Below are 20,411 nucleotides of genomic sequence, written 5' to 3' on the forward strand. Positions count from 1 at the left end.
CTACTTCACTTCATACCAATCGCTGCCATATCCATAGTCCACTTTGAGTGGCACCGAGAGTGCCATTGCATTCTCCATAATATCCTTGATGACCGGGATGAATGCTTCCACTTCTTCCTCCGGAACATCAAAAATCAGCTCATCGTGGATCTGCAGCAGCAATTCGGCATTGAATTTCTGTGCTTCTTCCGATTGTTCGTATTTTACCATGGCGAGTTTGATTATATCTGCTGCACTTCCCTGGATCGGCGAGTTCATGGCTGTCCGTTCAGCAAAGCTCTTTGCGTTGAAATTGCGGCTCTGGATATCCGGGATATACCTTCTGCGGTTGAGCAGCGTCTTCACATAGCCATCGCGTCTGGCATCCTGGATGATGGATTTCATGAACATCTTGACTTCGGGGAAGGAATCCAGATAGTTGTCGATGAACGTCTTGGCTTCTTTTCTTGTAATGCCAAGGTTCTGGCTCAGTCCATAGTCGCTGATGCCATAGACGATACCGAAGTTGACCGCCTTTGCGTTCCTTCTCATATCACTGGTGACATCTTCCCGTTCCACACCGAAGACTTCCATGGCAGTCTTTGTATGAATATCGGTATCACTTGTAAAGGCGCTGGTCATGGTCTCATCACCGGTGATGTGTGCAAGCACCCTGAGCTCGATCTGCGAATAGTCGAGCGCCAGCAGTACGTGGTCGTCACTTTTCGGTACGAATGCCTTTCTGATCCGTCGGCCTTCATCGATGCGTATCGGTATGTTCTGAAGGTTTGGCTCGACTGAAGACAGCCGGCCCGTCTGTGCCAGAGTCTGGTTGAAGCGTGTATGGATTCTGGAATCCTCCTTGATCTCGCCCTGCAGTCCGATGACATATGTCGACTGGAGTTTGGACAGTGAACGGTAGTCCAGAAGATAGCTGACAATCTCATGCCTGCTCTGCAGCTCTTCCAGTACATCGACGGCAGTGGAATAGCCTGTCTTGGTCTTCTTGATGACGGGCAGATCCAGCTTCTCGAAAAGAACGATGCCAAGCTGTTTGGGAGAATTGATGTTGAATTCCTCTCCTGCGAGTTCATATATTTTTCCTTCAATTTCAACAAGGCGTTCCTTTATTTCACTTTCCATATCCCGAAGACGTCCAGCATCCACTGTGATGCCGCGGTATTCCATGCCGGACAGCACTTTTGCCAGTGGAATCTCAAGGTCCTTCCAAAGGTCATACATGTCATCTTCCTTGAGCGATTCCGCCATCAGTGGTCCGACATGATGTACTGCCATGACTTTATCCATCAGGAACTTTTCATGCACTTCCCCTGTCGGCTGCTTGGCATTACGTCCCTTGCCGTAATGGAAGTCGTCACTGTCTATATTGACATTGAACTGGCCGACAGTCTCTGCTGCATCGATGATTTTCTTTGATGGATCGAGCAGGAAGCTGCCAAGCATGATATCCGTATCAAAGTCTTCGAAATGAATGCCCAGGTGCTTTAGAAGACCCATCTGGCGCTTTATATCGTAGACATTGATGGTATCTCTCGACTTGAGGAACTGCTGCAGTTTGGTCTGATCCACATCTTCGACCTTGCTGATGAAGGTTCTTACTCCGTCTGTGACGGCGATATCCTCGGGTCCATTTACCAGATAATTATCTGCACGGACTTCAAGATGGAAGGAGACGTCTGCATCGAGCTGATCCAGTGCATCGACACGTTCCGATTCAAATTCCTTCTTATCCTCCGCCTCGGAAGCCTCCATATTCTTCAGCAGAGACTCGAATTCGAGCTCTTTGAAGATTGCATATTTCTCTTCTTCATTTTCATTGGTGAACAGAAGGGAATCCATATCGAAATCAAGCGGCACTTCCCGGTAGATGGTTGCGAGCGACTTGCTCATCAATGCATCCTCTCTATGTTCCGTCAGGTTCTCCTTCAGCTTCTTCCCTTTGACGCCTTCCAGATTTTCAAGCACTGCTTCGACAGACCCATGTTCACCGAGCAGTTTAAGTGCCGTCTTCTCCCCTACACCCGGCACACCTGGAATATTATCGGACTTATCGCCCATCAGCCCTTTCAAATCTATGATCTGCTCGGGCGCGAGTCCGTATATTTCCTGGATGTGTTCCGGTGTATACCGGTCTATGTCGGATATGCCTTTTTTCGTGTAGTGGATGACTGTATTTTCACTGGCCAGCTGGGTCAAGTCCTTATCACCTGTGATGATGATGGTCTGGAACCCTTCTTCATCCGCTTTTCTGCTGAGCGTACCGATAATGTCATCGGCTTCATACTCCTCCGCTTCATACCGTTTGATGCCGTATGCATCAATCAGACGCCGTATCGGTGCGAACTGCTCACCCAGTTCAGGCGGCGTCTTCTGTCTGCCCCCTTTATACTCGTCATACTGCTTGTGTCTGAAAGTCGATTTGCCTGCATCAAAGGCGACAAGAAAGTGCGTCGGCGCCTCTTCCTCTATCAGCTTCTCAAGAAGCCTGGCATAACCGAAGATGGCGTTCGTGTGGAGCCCGCTCTGATTGCTCAGCAGCGGCAGCCCGTAGAATGCACGAAACGCCATGCTGTTGCCGTCTATCAGTATCAGTTTCTTCATTTCCCTATCTCCTCTCTATCGAAATGATCCGACCGTCCGTTACCAGTCTCTCCATAATCAGATTATACATTTCCATACCGGTTTAATCCATAAATAAAGGCACAGCGATTGCTGTGCCCTTCATAATTATCCAGCGTATTCGATTGGTGCATTCGGTCCGAGTGGAATGCCGAACAGCATCCACACAATCAGCATGATCGCCCAGGAGACGAAGAAGAAGATGGAGTATGGCAGCATGACGGAAATCAGCGTACCAATCCCGATATTTCTATCGTACTGCTGCGCGAATGCAATGATGATTGCAAAGTAGGTCATGAGCGGTGTAATGATGTTGGTTGAAGAATCCGCCACACGATATGCCATTGTCGTGAGCTCCGGAGAATAGCCGAGCTGCATCAGTATCGGCACGAATATCGGTGCCATCATCGCCCATTTCGCACTCGCACTACCAATGAACAGGTTGACGATTGCAGTGACAAGCATGAAGCCGATGATCAGCGGAATACCAGTCAGATTCAGTGTTTCAAGCAGTTCGGCGCCGTATACACCGATTACCAGTCCGATATTGGATTCAGCAAAGTATGCAACGAATTGACCGGCCGTGAATGCCAGCACGATGAACATGCCCATTGCTGCCATCGTTTTCGTCATCTGGTCTGCAACATCCTTGTCATTTCTGATGGATTTTGTAATCAGCCCATAGACAAGACCCGGAATGAAGAAAAGAATCGCTATGATCGGTACCAGTCCGTCACTCATGAATGGTGACTGGATGATCTGATCCATATATCCGCCCACTGCCTCTTCCCCTCGCATTGGCGAGTTCGGCAGTACGACAAGCAGTGATGCAAGCAGTGCACCGACTACCATTGAGATGATTGCCCAGATCAGCCCTTTCTTTTCAACCGGTTCAAGTGGATTCATTTCATCCGTATTGTCGACTGCTTCCTGATCGGCATTTTTTGTATCGAACTTGCCGAGTCTCGGCTCGACAATCTTATCGGATACAAACCAGCCGACGAGTGTAAGCAGGAATACACTGACGAAAATGAAGTAGTAGTTCATTGCAACATTCATGCCTTCAGCATACTGCGGATCAAGAACTGCAGCTGCAGCAATCGTCAGTTCGGACAGCAGGGCGTCCGTTCCGCTCAGCAGCAGGTTGGCTGAAAACCCTGCAGAGACCCCGGCAAATGCTGCGGCCAGACCGGCAAGCGGGTGCCTGCCAAGTGCCAGATAGAGTACAGCACCGAGCGGTGGCAGTACAACGTAGCCTGCATCGGATGCAAGTGAAGACATGATACCGGCAAACACAAGACCGGCAGTGATCAGCTGGTTCGGTATTGCCAGGACAAACCCGCGCAGCGCTGCACTGATCAGTCCTGAACGTTCAGCGACACCAATTCCAAGCATGGTCATGAGTACAACACCAAGCGGTGCAAAGTTGATGAAATTCTCTGTCATGCTGGAGAATATGTAGCTGATGCCTTCTCCGTTCAGCAGATTATTGACTGAAACAGCACCTTGATCCTCCGCCGGGTGCTCGACTGTGATTTCAAGCATAGACAGGATTGCCGAAGCGATGAGTGTAAGCCCTGCAAGCAGTGCAAAAAGTGTCACCGGATGCGGCAGCTTGTTACCCAGCCATTCGACAAAATCAAGGAATTTTTGAAAGATACCATTTTTCTTTCTACCATTTTCCATTCCTAAAATTTCCTCCCATTTATTTATAGATTTTTGAAAATTGAAAAAGGCCACCATGAAGGCAGCCTTTCCAGTATAATACCCGTACTTGAATTTTACAAATATTATTTCAGCATGTTCATGACATGAGTGACAGAATCCCTGGATTTATCCAATTGGGCTTTTTCCTCATCAGAAAGCTCCAGTTCCATGATTTTCTCTATACCTTCTGCACCCAGTACTGTAGGTACACCAAGATAGAGATTATCATAGCCATATTCACCTTCGAGATATGCAATTGCAGGAAGTACACGCTTCTGGTCGAACAGGATTGCTTCAGCCATTTCGACAAGCGCCGCCGCAGGGGCATAGTATGCCGATCCATTCCCCAGCAGGTTGACAATTTCAGCGCCGCCCTTTCTTGTGCGTTCTATGATGGCATCGATGCGTTCCTGATTAAGCAGACTTGAAAGCGGCACGCCACCCACATTTGAATAGCGGATGAGCGGTACCATGTCATCACCATGTCCCCCGAGAACGAACCCCTGGACATCCTTGACGGAGAGTTTCAGCTCTTCGGCAACGAAAGTTCGGAATCTCGCCGTATCGAGAACGCCTGACTGACCGATTACTCTGTTCTTCGGGAAACCGGACTCTTTGAATACAGTATAGGTCATTGCGTCCACTGGATTGGTCAGAACAATGATCGAGCAGTCCGGTGAATACTTCACGATTTCACGCGTGACAGCAGACATCACCTTCTGGTTGGTTTTCACCAGATCGTCCCGGCTCATGCCGGGTTTTCTTGCAATTCCTGCTGTAATGATGACAAGATCCGAGTCCTTTGTATCTTCATAACTGCTTGTTCCTTTGACGTTCACGTCCGTACCAAGAACCGGTGTCGCCTCCATCATATCAAGTGCCTTGCCGCGGGTCGGGTCCTCGGACTGTGGAATATCTACAAGCACAATATCACCAAGCGCTTTTGATGCTGCGATGAACGCTGTCGTCGCACCTGTAAAACCCGCACCGATAACTGAAATCTTCTTTCTGTTCATACTATCCACGCTCCTAGTCAGCAAACATGCCTACATGTTTTTGATGAGTTCATCTCCAAATTCGGAACACTTCACTTCTGTCGCGCCATCCATCAGACGCGCGAAATCGTACGTAACAACTTTGGACGCAATTGTTTTTTCCATTGCTTTCGTGACCAGGTCAGCAGCTTCCTGCCAGCCAAGGTGCTCGAGCATGAGTACACCTGAAAGTATGACTGAAGAAGGGTTCACTTTATCAAGACCCGCATACTTCGGTGCAGTACCATGAGTAGCTTCGAAAATTGCATGTCCTGTTTCGTAGTTGATGTTGGCTCCTGGCGCAATGCCGATACCGCCCACCTGCGCTGCAAGCGCGTCGGAGATGTAGTCTCCGTTCAGGTTCATGGTCGCAACAACACCGAAATCTTTCGGTCGTGTCAGAATCTGCTGCAGGAAGATGTCTGCAATGGCATCCTTGATGATGATTTTGCCAGCTGCTTCAGCTTCTGACTGTGCTTTGTCCGCAGCTTCACGGCCTTCATCCTCAACGATCTTATCGTAGACTTTCCATGTGAAGACCTTATCTCCGAATTCACGTTCTGCAAGGTCGTAGCCCCACGCTTTGAACGCTCCCTCAGTGAATTTCATGATGTTGCCTTTATGGACAAGTGTTACAGATGGACGATTGTTTTCAATCGCGTAGTTGATTGCTGAACGTACAAGTCTTTCCGTACCTTCCTTTGAAACCGGCTTGATGCCGATACCGGAAGTTTCAGGGAAACGGATGTTTTTGGCGCCCATTTCATTTTGCAGGAAGTCGATGACTTTCTTGACATCATCCGTACCTTCCTGGAATTCTATACCTGCATAGATATCTTCGGTATTTTCGCGGAAAATGACCATGTCTGTATCTTCAGGACGCTTCAACGGAGAAGGCACGCCTTCAAAATATCTGACGGGACGCAGGCAGGTGAAAAGATCCAGTTCCTGTCTCAATGCAACGTTCAGGGAACGGATGCCGCCGCCGATCGGTGTTGTCAATGGGCCTTTGATGGCCAGCAGATATTCATCAATCGTATCCAGTGTTTCCTGTGGCAGCCATTCGCCTGTCTTATCATAGGCCTTCTGTCCGGCAAGCACTTCTTTCCATTCGATTTTCTTCTTGCCATCATAGGCTTTCTCTACGGCGCCATCCAGTACTTTGCTTGCTGCACTCCAGATGTCCGGGCCGATGCCGTCCCCTTCGATGTAGGGAATGACAGGCTGATCCGGTACATTAAGTACGCCATTATTTGTAGTTATCTTTTGACTAGACATAGATTATATTCCTCCAGTTTTTGATCTCGATCCGTTATCTGTTTTCAATCGGTTCATACTTCTTGCCTGTCTGACCGATATACTCCGCTCTCGGTCTGATCAGACGGTTATCCTGATACTGTTCAAGGATGTGTGCGAGCCAGCCGGAAACACGACTGACCGCAAAGATCGGTGTGAACAGGTCATGATCGATGCCGAGTGAGTGATATACAGTGGCACTGAAGAAGTCGACATTCGGAAGCAGACCTTTCTCCCTTTCCACAACCTCGGCGATCTTAACGGATTTCTCATAGAATTCAGGCTCTCCTGCCTCATCTGTCAGCTTCTTCGACATATCCTTCAGATACTTGGCACGTGGATCTCCTTCTTTGTATACACGGTGGCCCATGCCCATGATCTTTTCCTTGTTCGCAAACTTCTCTTCGAGATAGCCTTCCACTGCATCGACAGATTCGATTTCTGACAGCATCTGCATTACGCGCTCATTGGCACCACCATGCAGTGGACCTTTCAGTGCGCCAGCTGCTGCACTCACGCCGGAGTAGACATCAGATAGCGTTGCCACACAGACACGGGCTGTGAATGTAGATGCATTCAGTTCATGGTCAGCATGCAGAACAAGCGCCTTGTTCATTGCCTCCACCTGTGTATCGTTCGGCTCTTCGCCATACAGCATGTAGAGGAAGTTCGCAGCATAAGTCAGACCCTGCTTCGGCTTAATGACTTCCTGGCCGTTTCTGATTCTGGAAAATGCTGCGACTACCGACGCAATCTTTGCCTGGATGCGAATCGCTTTTTCCTGATTGGCTTCATCGCTCATATCCTCGGCATTCGGATCGAAGTGGGCAAGATAGGACAGTGCGGTCCGCACAGCTGTCATCGGATGCACCTTATCTGCAGCGTATTCTTCGAAATGACCATAAATCCGTGGATTGAGTGTCATGTAATCAAACATTTTACCCTGGAATGCTTCCAATTCGCTCTGATTCGGCAGCCTATCATTCCAAAGCAGAAAAACGACTTCTTCAAACAGTGCATTTTCAGCGAGGTCATCGATTTCATAACCACAGTAAGTAAGTTGTGAACCAATGATGGAACTGATGCGGGACTCAGCCGCTACAACGCCTTCTAAACCTTTTTTGTCAGACATATCGATTCTCCTTCTCGTAAATCATTAAATAGCCATCTGGCTTTAAGTCCATTATATCAAATTCAAAAGGTTTGTGAACAATTCAAGAATCTTCTACAGATTGTGAAAATTATATCGTTAACCGCCTCGAAAGCCCTTACAAAAGGGAAAAGACGATAATTTCATAGAATTATCGTCTAATTAAGAAATGATTAATTAACTTATCGATTCTCATAAGTTAATCTTATATTTAGTGGCTGACATCGGATGTTGATATTCCAGTGACGGATTTTACTTTGACTTCCCTGTACTTTTCATGGGATTCCGGTTTTCCGAGGAATGTTCCAAGGAATGCGCCGATGAAACCGGCAGGCACTGAAATCAGAGCAGGATTATTCAATGGGAATATCGGTTCCACTGCAATGAATCCGGCTCCGGAAGGGTCCATGACGTTCGGGCTGAGTATGACCAGAACGAGGGAAACGACAAGTCCGGTTATGATGCCGGCAATCGCACCCTGTGTATTGAAACGCTTCCAGAAAATCGTATAGACGATGACCGGCAAGTTGGCACTTGCAGCGACACAGAAAGCAAGAGATACAAGGAATGCAACGTTCTGATCCTGCGCAAAAATGGCGAGAATAATGGAAAGTACACTGACACTGAATGCTGCAATTTTGGCAGCAAGCATCTGCTGGCTTTCGGAAACCTGTCCTTTCTTGATGACCTGGGCGTATATATCATGTGCGAATGCACTGGCGCCGGAAAGTACCAGCCCGGCAACGACAGCCAGAATGGTTGCAAATGCCACAGCTGCAACGAATGACATGAGCAGATCTCCACCCAGCCTTTCAGCAAGCAGCGGTGCCGCCATGTTGCCGGCTGGATTGGCTGCAATGATCTCTTCCCTCGTCAGAAGCGCTGCGGCCCCGAAGCCGAGGAATATGGTGAGTATATAGAATATGCCGATGATCCATGTGGCCCACATTACGGAGCTTCTCGCCGTCTTTGCATCTCTTACGGTAAAGAATCTCATGAGGATGTGTGGCAGACCGGCTGTACCGAACAGCAGGGCGATCATCAGTGAAATGTTATTGAGCGGTGACTCGCCCTGAGCCCCGGGATTCAGAAACGACCCTTCAAGCTCGGGCGCGGTGATATTCTTCATTTCGCCGAACATCGTGAATATATTGAAATTGAACTGGAGCAGTACGAGGAATGAAATCAGTATCGTACCGATCATCAGCAGTATCGCTTTGACCATCTGTACCCAGCTCGTGGCCGTCATGCCCCCGAAAAGGACGTAGATGGTCATCATGATGCCGACGATGATGACTGAAACGCTGTATGGAATATCAAAAAGCAGCTGGATGAGCGCCCCTGCCCCGACGAGCTGGGCAAGCATGTAGAAGATGACGATTGTAATCGAGGACAGTGCTGCAAACGCTCTGACCTTCTTCATTTCAAAACGTGCTGCAATCATGTCGGCAACTGTATACTTCCCGAGGTTTCTGAGCGGCTCGGCAACGATGTACAGGACAACAAGATATGCTGTCAGATAACCGACGCTATAGAAAAAACCATCAAATCCCCATAGTGCAATGGCACCGGCAATTCCAAGGAATGAAGCTGCCGACAGATAGTCACCGGAAATGGCCAGTCCGTTCTGCCAGCCTGTCAGACCTCCGCCCGCTGTATAGAAATCTTTTGTGGAATTTGTCCGTTTGGAAGCAAAATATGTAATGACCAAAGTTGCTCCTACGAATACCAGAAACATGATGATGACTGTCAGATTCATTTGTATTCCCCTTCCCTGTACTTCCTGATGATTTCATCCGCTTCCTTGTCGAACGCCTTCGCCCGCTTCATGTAAACGGTTACAAGAGTCCACACCATAATGAAGAGCAGAAGCGCGTAGATCCATGCCCACGAAATATTTCCGAATGCTTCATTATTGAGGATGTCGGTATAGCCGGTAAGTACTGGAAACAGCAGCGTGGCAATAATGAAAAATATGCTGATTGGCAGAATGAACTTGTTGCGCTTTTTCAGAAGTGACTCGAATTCGGGCTGCGATGCAATTTTCCTGTAATCAATCTCTGACATTTCAATTCCCCCTTGTACCCTATATTCTATTTAGCTTGTATAATAATGTCAATTTTTTGAATAATTAAAATCATGTATAATTACACTGGCGTGTACATATGAGAAGTAAAAAAAATCGTCCGTTTGCTGTAAACGGACGATGCTTCTACATTTCCTTCGGTTTTTCGATAAGGTCGATTTCCCCTATCCGATCCATGGTGATGTTGGATGTAATATTGAGTTCCTCCTGGCCGCTGCCGACTGTCAACGTCAGCTCCGCCCCGGTATACTGGTAGTCTTCATTGAATTGAACTGTAATCAGACCATTGAACATATCAACATCCTGGATGACGTTCTGGACCTCATCGTTGAAAAACGGTATCGCATCTTCACGGCTGTCTATTTCATATCTGATCTCATAGCCTGTATCCTGCTCTGAAACTGTACCTGCAGACAAGGGTTCCAGCTGGGACAGCAGATCTCCATATGCGCTGTTCTCCATCTCAAGTGACTGGTCCTGTGCTTCTATACTGCCATTCTGATAGATGAAATGCTCACCATCAACCACATAATGGGTCTGTATCTGTTCCCCATCATCCACTTCTATCTTGATTTCATTCTGTTCACTTCTGGTGGTGATCGTCCTTACGACATACTGGCCATCACCAGATGAAATGCTTGAGGTCTGTCTTGCTTCATAGCTTACAGTATCTCCCCATGCCGCGTTTGCTTCCTCTATGATTTCAGGTGCTTCTACCGCGCCCTCTTCTTCTGTTGTCTGTGTTTCTTCATCAGAACCGGAGTCTGATGATTCTTCGGTCGATTCCTGCGATTCCTCATTGGAAGCTTCATTGCCGCTCCCATTATTTCCACATGCTGCGAGCAATAGAATCATTGCCAGCAATAATAACTTTTTCATCTTTGCCACCTCATCACCATTATACCGGCCGACCTGCCGGTCCACAACAAAAAAGGGTACTTCCCAGTACCCTTTTCACGGAATTCTCCTATAGTACGTTGGCGTGTCCACTGAAGACGCTGTTCTGTTCGGCATCAACTGTGATGATCATGCCTTCCTGAAGAACATCCAGTGCATCCGCCGCCCCTACAATGGTAGGCAGATCGAGGTTGAGGCCTACAATTGCTCCATGGGATGTCAGACCGCCTTCCACCGTGACAAGACCTGCAGCCTTTTCAAGATAAGGTGTCATATCGGAGTCGACGGATTGTACGACCACTACTTTTCCAGCCAGATCCCGATCTGCCATCTCACTTGCAGATCTGATTACTGCAACTTCACCGACTGTGCTTTTTCGGCCGATGCCCTGCGCCATGATCAGCTTGTCGCCGACAATATGCAGTTTCATCAGGTTGGTTGTGCCCGCTTCCCCTGTCGGTACACCTGCAGTAATAATCAGCAGATCTCCCTGTCCGGCGAATCCTTTCTCCACTGCTGCGGATACTGAGACGTTGAGGAGTTCATCCGTGTCCCTCTTCCCTTTTTTGACTACAGGGTGGACACCCCAGACGAGCTGCAGCTGTCTTGCGACATGGCTGTGCGGTGTGACTGCAACGATATCCGCATGCGGACGGTATTTGGAAATCATTCTTGCAGTATGGCCCGATTCGGTAGCAGCGACAATGGCTTTACACTTCAGATTGAGTGCAGTATGCGCCACTGAAACACCGATGGCGGTCACGAGTGTCGTCTGCAGTGACTTCGTCCGCTCTGACAGCAGTTTCTTGTAGTCCTGCGCCGCTTCAGCCGATACGGCAATGCTTGCCATCGTCTGGACAGACTCGAGTGGATAGCTTCCTGCTGCCGTCTCACCACTGAGCATGATGGCATCCGTACCATCGTAGATGGCATTGGCAACATCACTTGCTTCAGCACGTGTACAGCGTGGGTTGTTCTGCATCGAATCAAGCATCTGCGTTGCTGTGATGACCGGCTTGCCGAGCAGGTTGCATTTCCTGATCAGATCCTTCTGCACCATCGGTACGGATTCAGGCGGGATTTCAACACCCATATCTCCACGGGCGACCATCAGTCCATCTGATACTTCCAGAATTTCCGTAATATTATCGATGCCTTCCTGGTTCTCGATCTTCGGAATGATATTGATCTGTGCAGCGGATTTCTCCTCCAGCAGCTCACGGATCTCGAGCACATCCTTGTTGGTGCGGATGAAGCTTGCAGCTATGAAGTCGACGCCTTCACCGATACCGAAGATGATGTCCTCCTTATCCTTTTCGGTGATTCCCGGAAGCTTCACGGAAACACCCGGCACGTTTACACCCTTTTTATTTTTCAGAAGACCGTTGTTCAATACTCGACAATGAATTTCCCCATTTTCATGATCTATCTTTTCGATTTCAAGTTCAATCAGTCCATCATCAAGCAGAATGACACCACCTGTCTCAACGTCATCGATCAGTCCCGGATAGGTCACAGAGAACTTTTCCGGTGTACCGACGACTTCCTCCATGGACACACTGACTGCCTGGCCTTTGGAAAGTTCGATGCCGCCATTTTCCATTGTATGCGTACGGATTTCAGGACCTTTCGTATCAAGCATGATCGCTACAGTACGGCCTGCCTTATCAGCAGCTTCCCTGATGTTCCTTATTCTTGCACGATGTTCCTCATGATCCCCGTGGGAGAAGTTCAGGCGGGCAATATTCATCCCTGCATCAATCAGCTTGCCCAGCATTTCAGGTGCTTCGGAAGCAGGTCCGATCGTACATACTATTTTAGTGTTACGCATTTATATATTCCTCCTATATGGATAACTCTTTTGAAAGTCTGAACAGTCCTTCATCGATTCTGTGGCTCTCTTCAAATACCCGATCAAAGCTCGTTCTAGTCAGGCGATTATCTTCTATACCCACTGCATGGCCATGAACATCGTTGAGCAGCAGCTCGACAGCATAGGCGCCGAGCCTTGAAGCGAGGACCCGGTCGCTGCCGGTCGGTTTACCGCCGCGCTGCATATGCCCGAGTACACTTTCGCGTGTGTCTATATTGATATATTTACGCAATTCCTCACCGCATTGTGCAGCAGTCATCACACCTTCCGCCACAATGATGATGGAGTGCTTCTTACCCCGTTTCATTCCTGTCTCGATTCTTTCTGCAACTTCCTTGATGTCCGAATGGGATTCTGGAATGAGGATGGTCTCGGCACCGCCGGCAACACCTGCCCATAGGGCGAGATCACCTGCGTCCCTCCCCATGACTTCGACGATGAACGTCCGTTCATGGCTTGTCGCCGTATCCCTAATCCTGTCGACAGCATCCACAATCGTGTTCAATGCGGTATCAAAGCCGATCGTGTAGTCGGTGCCGTTGATGTCGTTGTCTATCGTGCCGGGAACACCGACTGTTTTTATCCCTTCTTCATTCAGCCTTTGTGCACCTCTGTAGGAACCATCCCCGCCGATGACGACGAGAGAGTCGATGCCACGTTTCTGCAGATTCGCAATCGCTTTTTTTCTGACATCGGGTTCGATGAATTCCGGACAGCGGGCCGAATAGAGTTTCGTACCACCCCTTTGGATGATATCACCCACGTCACCGAGCTCAAGCTTCTTTATATTGTCGTTGACAAGCCCCTGGTAGCCCTGGTAGACACCATGGACCTCGACACCCTCGTAGATGCCTTTTCTTACGACGGCCCTTACCGCGGCATTCATGCCAGGGGAATCGCCACCGCTTGTCAGTACAGCTATTTTCTTCATGTGTTCCCTCCGTTGAAACGTTATCTTATCCTTAAAATATCATACCTGACTTTCCTTATCCATCATTTGAATGGCTGAAACCGCTTTTACTCCTAAAAAAGAACAGCCGCTATCAGGACTGTTCGGTAAAGACTCCAATATTCATATATTTATCATAGCGGTCGTCCATCAGACGCTGTCCATCCATTCCGGAAAGTTCATCCAGATGCTTTTGGACGGTCCGGTCAAGTGCACCAAACACCGCTTCGCGGTCGTTATGCGCACCGCCCTGCGGCTCTTCGACCACCTCGTCGGCAATGCCGAATTCCTTGAGGTCCGCTGCAGTGATCTTGAGGGATTCCGCTGCTATCTCCTTGAGGGAAGCGTCCTTGAACAGGATGCTTGCTGCACCTTCAGGCGAAATGACGGAATATGTGGCATTCTCGAGCATCAGCAGACGATTGCATACGCCAAGCGCCAATGCACCGCCGGACCCCCCTTCTCCGATGACGATGCTGATGACAGGTACTTTGAGGCCCGCCATCTCAACAAGGTTGCGGGCGATGGATTCACTCTGCCCCCGCTCCTCCGCCGCCTTGCCGGGATACGCACCCTTGGTATCGATGAAGCAGATGACCGGACGATTGAACTTGTCGGCCTGCTTCATCAGACGCAGTGCCTTGCGGTAGCCGTCCGGATGGGCCATGCCGAAGTTTCTATGGATGTTGCCCTTCGTGTCACGTCCGCGCTGGTGTCCGATGACGGTCACGGCTGTGCCATGGTAGGAGGCGATTCCGCCTACGATCGCAGCATCGTCACTATAGGCGCGGTCGCCGAAGAATTCGATGAAATCATCGAACATTGCCTCAATATATTCCAACGTCGTCGGCCGTTTTACATATCTTGCGATCTCGACACGCTGCCATGGTGTCAGATTGGTATAGACTTCTGTTTTCTTATCTTCGACTTTTTTCTCCAGAAAGCTGATTTCCTTCGTCAGATCCAGCTTGTTCTTTGCAGCATACTTCTCAAGTTCTCCGATCTTTTCTTCCAGTTCGAATATCGGCTTTTCAAAATCAAACGCCATGGTCACACCTCACTATGCAATTTCAGTATTCTTCCGAGATAGTTTTTCATATCCCTGCGGTTGACGACCTCATCCAGCTGCCCGTGCTTCAATAGAAACTCGGCTGTCTGGAAGTCTTCCGGCAGCTTTTCCTTGATGGTCTCTTCAATGACCCGTCTGCCGGCAAAGCCGATCATCGCGCCTTTTTCAGCGAGATTGATGTCGCCGACAGAGGCGAAACTTGCGGAAACGCCACCAGTGGTCGGATTTGTCATATAGGCAATATAGAGCAGGCCGGCCTGACTATGGCGTTCTATGGCCACGCTCACCTTTGCCATCTGCATCAGTGAGATGATGCCTTCCTGCATGCGTGCACCGCCGCTTGCTGTAAAGACGATGACAGGCAGACGGCGTTTTGTCGCATATTCGAACGCTCTGGCGAGTTTTTCGCCTACAGCAGAACCCATGCTGCCCATTCTGAAGCGGGCATCCATGATGGCAACCACTGCCTTATTGCCCACTATCTCGCCTTCAGCGCATACTACCGCCTCATTCAAACCCGTCTTCTCCCTGTCTTTGATGAGCTTCGACTCATAGTTCGGGAAATTCAGAGGGTTGGCGGATGTAATCTCTTCAAGAATCGGCTTGAGGGTGCCTTCATCCATCAGTGCTTCCATCCGGTCCGGTGCGGTGATCGGCAGATGGTGTTCACAGTTTGTGCAGACATTCAGCCGTTTATATAGTTCTTTGGAATACAGTATCTTCTTGCAGCTCGGGCACTTCGTCATGATTGCTTCACTGTTTTCAAATGTGCCGTCTTTACGGTCTGTTTCATTAACTTTCTTATTCAGCTTGGAGAACAAGTCTTTTAGCATAATAAACTCCCTGTTTCTTTACGATTTGAAGGCCTGTGAGTATTTATCGAGCAGAACGTAGATCTTCTTCATGATCTGATTGTCATCGGCTTCGACATCCATGCTGTCGTCATCATGCTTGGACTTCACATAGGCCTCTATCATCTGTTTTATTTCAATTATTTCCTTCTGCTGTCTTTCTGTTCTGATGAGATATTTTCCGATAAGTTGGAAAAGCTGGTGACTGTCGACGTCAGCTAAAAAAGTGCCCTCTCCACGACGTACATAGATGATGCCAAGCAGTTCAAGTGCTCTCAATGCTTCCCTGACACTCTGTCTGCTGACATTCAGTTTTTCCTTGAGATATCTTTCACTCGGCAGCTTGTCACCGACCTGGATATTCTCTGATTCAATCAGATTGTGAATTTCTTCAACAATGTTTTCCAGACCTTTTCTTTCTGTCATATCATCCATTATCAGAGCGTCAGACTGCGCGCTTTCTGATAGACTGCTTCCGGATCCACCTTGATACGGTTGACGCCGGTCTGCATGGCAGCTTCTGCCACTGCTCTGGCGACGCGCGGGGCGACTTCCTTGTTGAAAGGGTCCGGAATGACATAGTCGCTTGTCAGTTCGTCTTCCTCGATGAGGTCTGCAATGGCCAGTACAGCCGCCTTTTTCATTTCATCGTTGATGTGCGTCGCCCTGACATCAAGCGCCCCTCTGAAAATGCCGGGGAATGCAAGTACATTGTTGATCTGGTTCGGGAAGTCGCTGCGTCCGGTACCGATGACGAGTGCCCCTGCTGCCTTGGCATCTTCAGGCATGATTTCCGGATTTGGATTCGCCATCGCGAATATGATCGGGTCTTCGGCCATGGTTTTGACCATCTCCTCTGTCAGTGCACCTGCAACTGATACACCGATGAATACATCCGCTTCTTCGATGACATCCTTGAGTTCACCCTGCTTATGGGCATGGTTGGTGAAACGGCTGACTTCATCTTTGACATCATTCATGCCATTCGGTCTGCCTTCATATATGGCGCCTCTTGAATCGCACATGATCATTTCCTTGACGCCGAAGCTGTGCAGCAGTTTGACGATTGCCACACCCGCAGCGCCTGCCCCATTCAGAACGACCTTGATCTGATTCAGAGATTTTCCGGTCAGTTTCAACGCATTCATCAGACCACTCAGTGTAACGATGGCAGTACCATGCTGGTCATCATGGAAGACCGGTATATCCGTCTCACGGCCAAGGCGCTCCTCGATTTCAAAGCATCTTGGTGCAGAGATATCCTCCAGGTTGATGCCGCCGAAGACAGGCGTCAGCAGCTTGACTGTCCTGACAATCTCATCGACATCGTTCGTATCCAGTGCAAGCGGGAATGAATCGACACCTGCGAAGTTTTTGAACAGGGCGCTTTTGCCCTCCATTACCGGCAGGCTTGCCATTGCACCGATATTGCCAAGGCCGAGCACTGCAGAACCGTCTGTGATGACACCGACAGTATTGCTTTTGATCGTATAGTCGAAGACCGTACGCTCATCTTCATATATCTCCTTGCATGGCTCTGCAACACCTGGTGAATAGGCGAGGCTCAGCGCCTCCTTGTCTTTTATCTCCACTTTGGAGTTTACGGAAAGTTTACCTTGTTTTTCTTTATGAAGTTCTAATGCATCATCTCTTAGGGACACTATGATCTTCCTTTCTTGAGTGGTCGTACCACTAATAATATTAACATTATCCGAATTTGGTGACAACAGTTTCAACTGAGCAGACGTATATCCGACAGGTCGACACTTTGCAGTAATCTGTCAATATTGGATGTTTCAATATTACCAAGCTTTTGCTGGTTGTCAAAATCAAATACCGGAATTCCTTTTGCTGCATCGATTCCATCCAGTTCATAGCTGTCCGAATTGCGTATGACAATCCGCTTCGTTGAATGGATGTGGTTGCTTTTGAATGCTGCGAGATCCTGCACATCCTCGATGATCAGCTGGGGTTCCGACTTGCGTGTCTCCATCCTGCCGGATACTGCCGCAATCGTCCGGGACAGCTTATGGTGGACATTGAAGTAGACTTTCGGAAATATGACGCCTTCCATCTCCTGATGGCCATCGGCGATTCTGACGAATGCCATGTTCTGCCCCTTTTTCGTACGGATCACCTTTATATTTTCAAAGAATACGAGATAGGTGCCCTGCTGCTTCTGATGAAGCAGCGAAAAAGGAATATACTGCAGTGATTTCTGTACTGAAACGACCGGATGGTCGGACAGGTAGAAGCCGAAGACTTCCTTTTCCCCTTCCACCTTTTCAATCTCATCCATCTCTTCAGTGTAGCTGTATTCTTTTTTAATGCTGAAACCGAGCGTGCTGAGGAATGAATCATGGGCGTACTCCTCGGCATTCAGATCATCCAGCATAGGGAGTGTCTGGAGCATGGTCTTCCTGTTCTCCTGAAAACCATCGAGCGCACCGGAAAGTATGAGCTGTGTCAGCACCTTCCGGTTCAGTGGAACCTGGCTGACACGCGTCTTCAGATCATAGAGGTCCGTGAACGGGCCTTCCCTGCGTGCTTCAAGTATGGCTTCGCCCATGCGGCGGGTCATGCCCCGGATCATCGAAAATCCGAGCTGGACACCATCGGATGGATGATTGCTCCACCTCGAACGGTTGATGTCCGGTGGGTGCATCGATATGCGCCTCTGCTTCATCTCACCGATGACCTGCTTAATTTTCGCATCATTGCCGAAGTGGTGAAAAAGTATGACGGCATAGAAGATTTCAGGATATACCGCCTTGATATAGGCGAGCATGTAGGAGATTCTGCTGTAGGCGACCGCATGGCTTTTCGGGAAGCCGTAGTCGGCAAATTCGAGTATCAGGTTGAAAATGTGATGTCCGACGTTGCTGCTGTAGCCTTTTTCCGCCGCACCCTTTTCAAAGCGGCCGCGCTCCTTCTCGAGTGTCTCCCGGTCCTTCTTGCTCATCGCACGTCTCAATATATCCGCTTCAGCGTAAGTATATCCGGCAATTTTTGCTGCAATCTGCATGATCTGCTCCTGATAGACGATGACGCCGTATGTTTCCTTAAGTATGTCTTTTATATCGGCATGGGGGTACTTCACGGAGGAAGGGTTTCTTTTGCCTTCGATATAGTTCGGAATCTCCTTCATCGGGCCCGGCCGGTAGAGTGCGTTGACGGCCACTATGTCGAGAAACTGCTCCGGTTTCATATCGCGTATGACTTTGCGGATACCGTCGGATTCAAGCTGGAAGATGCCGAGTGTCATGCCGCGGCCGAGCAGCCTGTAGACTTCCTTGTTGTCATCCGGAATACTGTCCAGACTGAAGCCAGCATCCGTCCGCCTGATCTGATTGACCATGTATTTGAGCAAAGAAAGGTTCCTGAGGCCGAGAATATCGATCTTGAGCAGTCCGGAGCCTTCCACTTCCTTCATCGGCCACTGGCTGAGGGTATAGCCTTCAGTGAAAATGACAGGCACACTGCTGGTCAGTCGTTCTGCACTCAACAGGACACCGGCGGCGTGCGTCGAAGTATGCCGCGGCAGCCCCTCTATTTTCCGGCACAGAGTCGCGTATATGCCATATTTCCCATCCGCCTCCATGAGTGCATGAAACTCCTTCCTGTCAAAGGCCCGCTCAAGCGTTGTACCCGGTGCATCCGGGATGATATTTGATATCATCTTCAGTTCATCATCACTGAATCCGAGCACCCTGCCGACATCGCGGGCTGCCATTTTGGCACTCAGTGTACCGTATGTCACAATATGGGCAACATTCATCTCCCCGTACTTGTCGATCAGATATGCCACCACTTCATCGCGTCTCGTATCCTCGAAATCTATATCGATATCCGGCATCGTCACACGCTCCGGATTCAAGAAGCGTTCGAACAGCAGATCATATTTCAGCGGATCGATTTCGGTGATGTTCAGCAGGAAAGACACCAGGCTCGCACTGGACGACCCCCGGCCCGGTCCAACATAGATGCCGGATTCCTTGGCATGATTGACGGCATCCTGAACGATCAGAAAGTAGTCTTCGTAGCCCATCTCCACGATGATGTCATACTCATACTTCATCCGTTCCATGTACCTGCCGCTGCCATCGGTTCTGGCTTCGAGCTGCGCCATCAGCATCTGCCACAGGAATGTTTTGGAATCGCTGTTATCCTCATGCGGAAAATGCGGTAGTGTCTGCCTGGCCTTCGGCAGTGTGACATTGCACTTTTCCACCAGTTCCATATTGCCGGCCAGAAACTGCTTTTCCGCTCCATCCAGATCACTCTCCGTCCGGATGAAGTCATCGCCTCTGCAGGAACCGAGATCTCCAGGCGCCATTCTTTCATTGTCACGAATGGCATTGAGCACTATTTTGGCAGAGAGGTCCTCCGCTTCCACGTAGTTCGCCTGCTTCATGTATACACGCTGATAGCGGTCATCCGCCACAGAATGCGCAATATAGCGGTCTGCACCGTCGACGGGGATCGATTCGAGCAGCCCGGCACCTGAATCCGTTTTGGCGATCACCACACAATCATGGATGTTCCTCTCCAGATAGCTCTCCGGGGTATATTCAAGGTCCTTATAGGAGAGCATTGCCGACAGACGCACCAGTTCCAGGTAGCCTGCCGTATTTTTCGCTATCAGCACAAGCGGTATGCCATCCAGCTGGTCATCGACCCGGATCTCCATGCCGACCAGCGGCTTGACGCCGAAATGCTCCGCCCTGCTGACAAAATGATAAATGCCGTGCAGGCGGTTCGAATCGGTCAGTGCAACAGCAGTCTGCCCGTCTCCGGAAATCTTCTTCAGCAGCGGGTCGATTCTGATGTTGCTGTTTAGGAATTCGTAGCAGCTGTGAACATTCAAATTGATCATAGGG

General features: G+C 49.2%; 15 protein-coding genes. All 15 read right to left on the reverse strand.

The window, feature by feature from the left end; translation table 11 throughout:
- The 15 genes from polA to J4760_RS04510 all read right to left on the reverse strand — a co-directional run bounded on the left by polA (position 1) and on the right by J4760_RS04510 (position 20,407).
- Positions 1-2,601: a DNA polymerase I gene (gene polA / locus J4760_RS04440; protein ID WP_237604912.1), complete on the reverse strand. Its 2,601-nt coding sequence runs from the start codon at positions 2,599-2,601 to the stop codon at positions 1-3.
- A gap of 126 nt (positions 2,602-2,727) precedes the next feature.
- Positions 2,728-4,305 carry an AbgT family transporter gene (locus J4760_RS04445; RefSeq protein ID WP_237604913.1) on the reverse strand — a complete coding sequence of 526 codons (1,578 nt, stop codon included), beginning with the start codon at positions 4,303-4,305 and terminating at the stop codon, positions 2,728-2,730.
- 104 nt (positions 4,306-4,409) lie between these two features.
- Positions 4,410-5,342 (reverse strand): malate dehydrogenase, encoded by a 933-nt coding sequence (gene mdh / locus J4760_RS04450; RefSeq protein ID WP_237604914.1) that lies wholly within the window; start codon positions 5,340-5,342, stop codon positions 4,410-4,412.
- A 30-nt stretch (positions 5,343-5,372) separates the two neighbouring features.
- Positions 5,373-6,638, reverse strand: a complete 1,266-nt coding sequence (icd, locus tag J4760_RS04455) for an NADP-dependent isocitrate dehydrogenase (RefSeq protein ID WP_145286750.1) — start codon at positions 6,636-6,638, stop codon at positions 5,373-5,375.
- Positions 6,639-6,672: 34 nt separating this feature from the next.
- Positions 6,673-7,788 (reverse strand): citrate synthase, encoded by a 1,116-nt coding sequence (locus J4760_RS04460; RefSeq protein WP_237604915.1) that lies wholly within the window; start codon positions 7,786-7,788, stop codon positions 6,673-6,675.
- Between the two features lie 229 nt (positions 7,789-8,017).
- On the reverse strand, positions 8,018-9,565 hold the full coding sequence (locus J4760_RS04465) for a solute symporter family protein (RefSeq protein ID WP_145286757.1): 1,548 nt from the start codon (positions 9,563-9,565) through the stop codon (positions 8,018-8,020).
- On the reverse strand, positions 9,562-9,873 hold the full coding sequence (locus J4760_RS04470) for a DUF485 domain-containing protein (RefSeq protein ID WP_145286779.1): 312 nt from the start codon (positions 9,871-9,873) through the stop codon (positions 9,562-9,564). The genes J4760_RS04465 and J4760_RS04470 overlap by 4 nt, the downstream gene beginning before the upstream one ends.
- A 145-nt stretch (positions 9,874-10,018) precedes the next feature.
- Complete coding sequence (locus J4760_RS04475) at positions 10,019-10,771, reverse strand: hypothetical protein (RefSeq protein ID WP_145286782.1); 753 nt, start codon at positions 10,769-10,771, stop codon at positions 10,019-10,021.
- A gap of 88 nt (positions 10,772-10,859) precedes the next feature.
- A complete protein-coding gene (gene pyk, locus J4760_RS04480; protein WP_145286785.1) occupies positions 10,860-12,620 on the reverse strand; it encodes a pyruvate kinase in 1,761 nt (586 codons plus the stop codon).
- Positions 12,621-12,633: 13 nt separating this feature from the next.
- Complete coding sequence (gene pfkA, locus J4760_RS04485) at positions 12,634-13,593, reverse strand: 6-phosphofructokinase (RefSeq protein ID WP_145286788.1); 960 nt, start codon at positions 13,591-13,593, stop codon at positions 12,634-12,636.
- A 112-nt stretch (positions 13,594-13,705) separates the two neighbouring features.
- Entirely contained in the window at positions 13,706-14,659 is a 954-nt protein-coding gene (locus J4760_RS04490) for an acetyl-CoA carboxylase carboxyltransferase subunit alpha (RefSeq protein WP_237604916.1), read from the reverse strand.
- Between the two features lie 2 nt (positions 14,660-14,661).
- The gene (accD, locus tag J4760_RS04495; RefSeq protein WP_145286794.1) at positions 14,662-15,513 is read right to left on the reverse strand and encodes an acetyl-CoA carboxylase, carboxyltransferase subunit beta; all 852 of its coding nucleotides are present in this window, start codon (positions 15,511-15,513) and stop codon (positions 14,662-14,664) included.
- A gap of 18 nt (positions 15,514-15,531) precedes the next feature.
- Entirely contained in the window at positions 15,532-15,966 is a 435-nt protein-coding gene (locus tag J4760_RS04500; RefSeq protein ID WP_237604917.1) for a FadR/GntR family transcriptional regulator, read from the reverse strand.
- Positions 15,967-15,968: 2 nt separating this feature from the next.
- On the reverse strand, positions 15,969-17,192 hold the full coding sequence (gene ystJ, locus J4760_RS04505) for an NADP-dependent malic enzyme (protein WP_145286797.1): 1,224 nt from the start codon (positions 17,190-17,192) through the stop codon (positions 15,969-15,971).
- A 71-nt stretch (positions 17,193-17,263) separates the two neighbouring features.
- On the reverse strand, positions 17,264-20,407 hold the full coding sequence (locus J4760_RS04510; RefSeq protein WP_237604918.1) for a DNA polymerase III subunit alpha: 3,144 nt from the start codon (positions 20,405-20,407) through the stop codon (positions 17,264-17,266).
- Positions 20,408-20,411: the final 4 nt, after the last annotated feature.

The sequence above is a fragment of the Salinicoccus sp. ID82-1 genome (assembly GCF_021991715.1).
Lineage (GTDB): Bacteria > Bacillota > Bacilli > Staphylococcales > Salinicoccaceae > Salinicoccus > Salinicoccus cyprini.